The sequence below is a fragment of the Rhodococcus sp. MurmanLake-1 genome, assembly GCF_056945715.1.
This window is the reverse complement of sequence record NZ_JBWZNF010000074.1, coordinates 1-295: the sequence shown is the minus strand read 5'-3', so window position 1 is coordinate 295 and position 295 is coordinate 1. Positions and strand designations below refer to the sequence as shown.

Below are 295 nucleotides of genomic sequence, written 5' to 3'. Positions count from 1 at the left end.
CCTATTCACGGTATAATATTAGAGAGTGAAAATGGGGAAGACGTAAATAATTTTATTACAGCGAAACTACCAATAGAAATAGGAAGATATAAAGGTGAAATTAGTTTGCGAGAAAAGGTTGTATTTAAAGAAAAAGTGATTGGAATAAAAGAGGTTGAACAGGAGATTATTTTGACAAAAACCGAATTTTTAATACCAAAGGTAAAAAAGAATGAGCAAAATACACTTACAGTTGAAAAAGGGAGCTTATTGGTAGAAGGGTATATATATCAATGTATTGAATACATATCAGAAC

1 protein-coding gene is annotated in these 295 nt (G+C 29.8%); it reads left to right on the top strand.

Features of this window, described 5'->3' with window-relative positions:
- On the top strand, window positions 1-295 hold a 295-nt coding region (locus AC2ETI_RS32705), incomplete at both ends, for a DUF7852 domain-containing protein (RefSeq protein WP_483635060.1).